Here is a 5,386-nt window from a genome sequence, read left to right as displayed (position 1 = left end):
AGGTATTGAATGGATGTCGTGGTGGTTATTTCCGGCTGCCACGGTGTTGTTCTGTAATTTTTTTACGGAGAGTTTGATCCTGGCTCAGGATGAACGCTGGCGGCGTGCTTAACACATGCAAGTCGAACGATGAAGCCCAGCTTGCTGGGTGGATTAGTGGCGAACGGGTGAGTAACACGTGAGTAACCTGCCCTTAACTCTGGGATAAGCCTGGGAAACTGGGTCTAATACCGGATAGGAGCGTCCACCGCATGGTGGGTGTTGGAAAGATTTATCGGTTTTGGATGGACTCGCGGCCTATCAGCTTGTTGGTGAGGTAATGGCTCACCAAGGCGACGACGGGTAGCCGGCCTGAGAGGGTGACCGGCCACACTGGGACTGAGACACGGCCCAGACTCCTACGGGAGGCAGCAGTGGGGAATATTGCACAATGGGCGCAAGCCTGATGCAGCGACGCCGCGTGAGGGATGACGGCCTTCGGGTTGTAAACCTCTTTCAGTAGGGAAGAAGCGAAAGTGACGGTACCTGCAGAAGAAGCACCGGCTAACTACGTGCCAGCAGCCGCGGTAATACGTAGGGTGCGAGCGTTATCCGGAATTATTGGGCGTAAAGAGCTCGTAGGCGGTTTGTCGCGTCTGTCGTGAAAGTCCGGGGCTTAACCCCGGATCTGCGGTGGGTACGGGCAGACTAGAGTGCAGTAGGGGAGACTGGAATTCCTGGTGTAGCGGTGGAATGCGCAGATATCAGGAGGAACACCGATGGCGAAGGCAGGTCTCTGGGCTGTAACTGACGCTGAGGAGCGAAAGCATGGGGAGCGAACAGGATTAGATACCCTGGTAGTCCATGCCGTAAACGTTGGGCACTAGGTGTGGGGACCATTCCACGGTTTCCGCGCCGCAGCTAACGCATTAAGTGCCCCGCCTGGGGAGTACGGCCGCAAGGCTAAAACTCAAAGGAATTGACGGGGGCCCGCACAAGCGGCGGAGCATGCGGATTAATTCGATGCAACGCGAAGAACCTTACCAAGGCTTGACATGTTCTCGATCGCCGTAGAGATACGGTTTCCCCTTTGGGGCGGGTTCACAGGTGGTGCATGGTTGTCGTCAGCTCGTGTCGTGAGATGTTGGGTTAAGTCCCGCAACGAGCGCAACCCTCGTTCCATGTTGCCAGCACGTAATGGTGGGGACTCATGGGAGACTGCCGGGGTCAACTCGGAGGAAGGTGAGGACGACGTCAAATCATCATGCCCCTTATGTCTTGGGCTTCACGCATGCTACAATGGCCGGTACAATGGGTTGCGATACTGTGAGGTGGAGCTAATCCCAAAAAGCCGGTCTCAGTTCGGATTGGGGTCTGCAACTCGACCCCATGAAGTCGGAGTCGCTAGTAATCGCAGATCAGCAACGCTGCGGTGAATACGTTCCCGGGCCTTGTACACACCGCCCGTCAAGTCACGAAAGTTGGTAACACCCGAAGCCGGTGGCCTAACCCTTGTGGGGGGAGCCGTCGAAGGTGGGACCAGCGATTGGGACTAAGTCGTAACAAGGTAGCCGTACCGGAAGGTGCGGCTGGATCACCTCCTTTCTAAGGAGCATTAGTGCCCGTTGCATCACCGCGTGTGTGATGGCGGGTTGCTCATGGGTGGAACATCAATGAATGGTGCCAGTGGTGGTGCCGGCAGTGCTCGAGTACGTCATGCCTTTGCGGGTGTGGTTGGAATGGGTGGTGTTGGTGGCTGCGGGCTGGTGTTGGCACACTGTTGGGTCCTGGAACAGCAGGTGCCCTGATCTGTGAGGGTTGGGGTTGTTGTTTCTGGTCTCCGTGCCTTGTGAAGCTGGCCTTGTGGGTTGGTGGATGGGGTGTGGGTTGTTGTTTGAGAACTGCATAGTGGACGCGAGCATCTTATTTTTTTGTTGCTGCATCGTTGATCGCACTGTTCCCCCTGGGGTGGTGTGTGAGGTGTGGTGATGCCGAGAATGACATCTTAGTTAGATATTGCTCATTTGAGGACTTTCATTGTGTGTGAAAGTTTCCAAGGGCGCATGGTGGATGCCTTGGCAACAGGAGCCGAAGAAGGACGTGGGAATCTGCGATAAGCCTGGTGGAGTCGATAACCGGACGTTGAGACCAGGATTTCCGAATGGGGAAACCCCGCACGACGTGTCGTGTGACCCCCGGTTGAACACATAGACCGGGTGGAGGGAACGTGGGGAAGTGAAACATCTCAGTACCCACAGGAAGAGAAAACAAAAGTGATTCCGTTAGTAGTGGCGAGCGAACGCGGATGGGGCTAAACCGTATGTGTGTGATACCCGGCAGGGGTTGCATGTGCGGTGTTGTGGGCCCCTCCTTGTCATGTCTGCCGGCATGGCGCAGTGAGGTGCGGGCATATAGACGAACCAGTGTGGATGCTGGACCGTAGAGGGTGAGAGTCCCGTAGTCGAAATGTGTTCCGCCGCTGTTGGAGGGTTGCCCGAGTAGCACGGGGCCCGAGGAATCCCGTGTGAATCTGCCAGGACCACCTGGTAAGCCTGAATACTACCTGTTGACCGATAGCGGATCAGTACCGTGAGGGAATGGTGAAAAGTACCCCGGGAGGGGAGTGAAATAGTACCTGAAACCATGTGCCTACAAACCGTTGGAGCCTCCTTGTGGGGTGACAGCGTGCCTTTTGAAGAATGAGCCTGCGAGTTAGTGATACGTGGCGAGGTTAACCCGTGTGGGGAAGCCGTAGCGAAAGCGAGTCTGAATAGGGCGATTGAGTCGCGTGTCCTAGACCCGAAGCGGAGTGATCTACCCATGGCCAGGTTGAAGCGCGTGTAAGAGCGCGTGGAGGACCGAACCCACTTCAGTTGAAAATGGAGGGGATGAGCTGTGGGTAGGGGTGAAAGGCCAATCAAACTCCGTGATAGCTGGTTCTCCCCGAAATGCATTTAGGTGCAGCGTCACGTGTTTCTTCCCGGAGGTAGAGCTACTGGATGGACGATGGGCCCTACAAGGTTACTGACTTCAGCCAAACTCCGAATGCCGGGAAGTGAGAGCGTGGCAGTGAGACTGTGGGGGATAAGCTTCATAGTCGAGAGGGAAACAGCCCAGACCACCGGTTAAGGCCCCTAAGCGTGTGCTAAGTGGGAAAGGATGTGGAGTTGCTGAGACAACCAGGAGGTTGGCTTAGAAGCAGCCACCCTTGAAAGAGTGCGTAATAGCTCACTGGTCAAGTGATTCCGCGCCGACAATGTAGCGGGGCTCAAGTACACCGCCGAAACCGTGGCATTCAGTTTTGCTGGATGGGTAGGGGAGCGTCGTTCACGAGGTGAAGCCAGCGGGTAACTTCTGGTGGATTGTGGACGAGTGAGAATGCAGGCATGAGTAGCGAAAGACGGGTGAGAAACCCGTCCGCCGGATGACTAAGGGTTCCAGGGTCAAGCTAATCTGCCCTGGGTAAGTCGGGACCTAAGGCGAGGCCGACAGGCGTAGTCGATGGACAACGGGTTGATATTCCCGTACCAGTGAAGAACCGTCCATGCTGAGCCGGTGATACTAACCGCCCGAACCATCCCGATCCTCGTCTTTGACGGGGACGGTGGTGGGGAGCGCGGGACCTGAACCGGGGAGGCAAGCGCATTAACAGGTGTGACGCAGGAAGGTAGCCGGGCCGGGCAATGGAAATGACCTGGTCTAAGGGTGTAGGGCTGCTGGTAGGTAAATCCGCCGGCTGTATGCCTGAGACCTGATGGGCGCCCACTTGGTGGGTGATCCGGTGATCCTATGCTGCCTAGAAAAGCATCGGCGCGAGGTTCAAACTGCCCGTACCCTAAACCGACACAGGTGGTCAGGTAGAGAATACTAAGGCGATCGAGAGAATCATGGTTAAGGAACTCGGCAAAATGCCCCCGTAACTTCGGGAGAAGGGGGGCCCCAACCTTGAGCACCACTTGCTGGTGTGAGGGGATCGGGGCCGCAGAGACCAGGGGGAAGCGACTGTTTATCAAAAACACAGGTCCATGCGAAGTCGTAAGACGATGTATATGGACTGACTCCTGCCCGGTGCTGGAAGGTTAAGGGGACCTGTTAGCTTCGGCGAAGCGGAGAACTTAAGCCCCAGTAAACGGCGGTGGTAACTATAACCATCCTAAGGTAGCGAAATTCCTTGTCGGGTAAGTTCCGACCTGCACGAATGGAGTAACGACTTCCCCGCTGTCTCAACCATGAACTCGGCGAAATTGCATTACGAGTAAAGATGCTCGTTACGCGCAGAAGGACGGAAAGACCCCGTGACCTTTACTATAGTTTGGTATTGGTATTCGGTGTGACTTGTGTAGGATAGGTGGGAGACTGTGAAGCGGGCACGCCAGTGTTCGTGGAGTCGCCGTTGAAATACCACTCTGGTCACTCTGGATATCTAACTTCGGCCCGTGATCCGGGTCAGGGACAGTGCCTGATGGGTAGTTTAACTGGGGCGGTTGCCTCCCAAAATGTAACGGAGGCGCCCAAAGGTTCCCTCAGCCTGGTTGGCAATCAGGTGTCGAGTGCAAGTGCACAAGGGAGCTTGACTGTGAGAGTGGCAGCTCGAGCAGGGACGAAAGTCGGGACTAGTGATCCGGCGGCTCGTTGTGGAACGGCCGTCGCTCAACGGATAAAAGGTACCTCGGGGATAACAGGCTGATCTTGCCCAAGAGTCCATATCGACGGCATGGTTTGGCACCTCGATGTCGGCTCGTCGCATCCTGGGGCTGGAGTAGGTCCCAAGGGTTGGGCTGTTCGCCCATTAAAGCGGTACGCGAGCTGGGTTCAGAACGTCGTGAGACAGTTCGGTCCCTATCCTCTGCGCGCGTTGGAAATTTGAGAAGGTCTGTCCTTAGTACGAGAGGACCGGGACGGACGAACCTCTGGTATGTCAGTTGTACCGCCAGGTGCATGGCTGATTAGCTACGTTCGGGATGGATAACCGCTGAAAGCATCTAAGCGGGAAGCCGGCTTCGAGATGAGATTTCCTTGCCCCTTTGAGGGTGTGAGGCCCCCAGCTAGAACACTGGGTTGATAGGCTGGATGTGGAAGCGAGGACTGAAGACTCGTGAAGCTGACCAGTACTAATAGGCCGATGACTTACACACACTCTTATTCCATTGCTTGCTTCAAGGTGATGGGTGGGTGTTCGCGTCCACTGTGCGGTTGTCTGATTGCAACCGGCTGTCTGCTTGTTGGTGGATGGTTGGGGTGTTTCAGTTGAATAGTGTCACTGTTGTGTGACCCGTAGGTTTCCCTGCTGTTGCCCGTGTTGAGGGTGGTGGTGTGGGGTTAGGGTTACGGCGGTCATAGCGTGGGGGAAACGCCCGGTTCCATTCCGAACCCGGAAGCTAAGGCCCACAGCGCCGATGGTACTGCA

3 rRNA genes are annotated in these 5,386 nt (G+C 55.9%); all 3 read left to right on the top strand.

Features of this window, described 5'->3' with window-relative positions:
- Positions 1 to 61: 61 nt before the first annotated feature.
- Positions 62 to 1,584: ribosomal RNA gene (locus J1M40_RS11875) — 16S ribosomal RNA — on the top strand.
- Positions 1,585 to 2,022: 438 nt separating this feature from the next.
- Positions 2,023 to 5,114: ribosomal RNA gene (locus J1M40_RS11870) — 23S ribosomal RNA — on the top strand.
- Between the two features lie 191 nt (positions 5,115 to 5,305).
- A 5S ribosomal RNA gene (gene rrf, locus J1M40_RS11865) occupies positions 5,306 to 5,386 on the top strand; the annotation flags it as partial.

It is taken from the genome of Micrococcus sp. KRD026, assembly GCF_017168445.1.
Taxonomy (GTDB): Bacteria; Actinomycetota; Actinomycetes; order Actinomycetales; family Micrococcaceae; genus Micrococcus; species Micrococcus luteus.
This window is presented reverse-complemented; position numbering and strand designations above follow the sequence as displayed.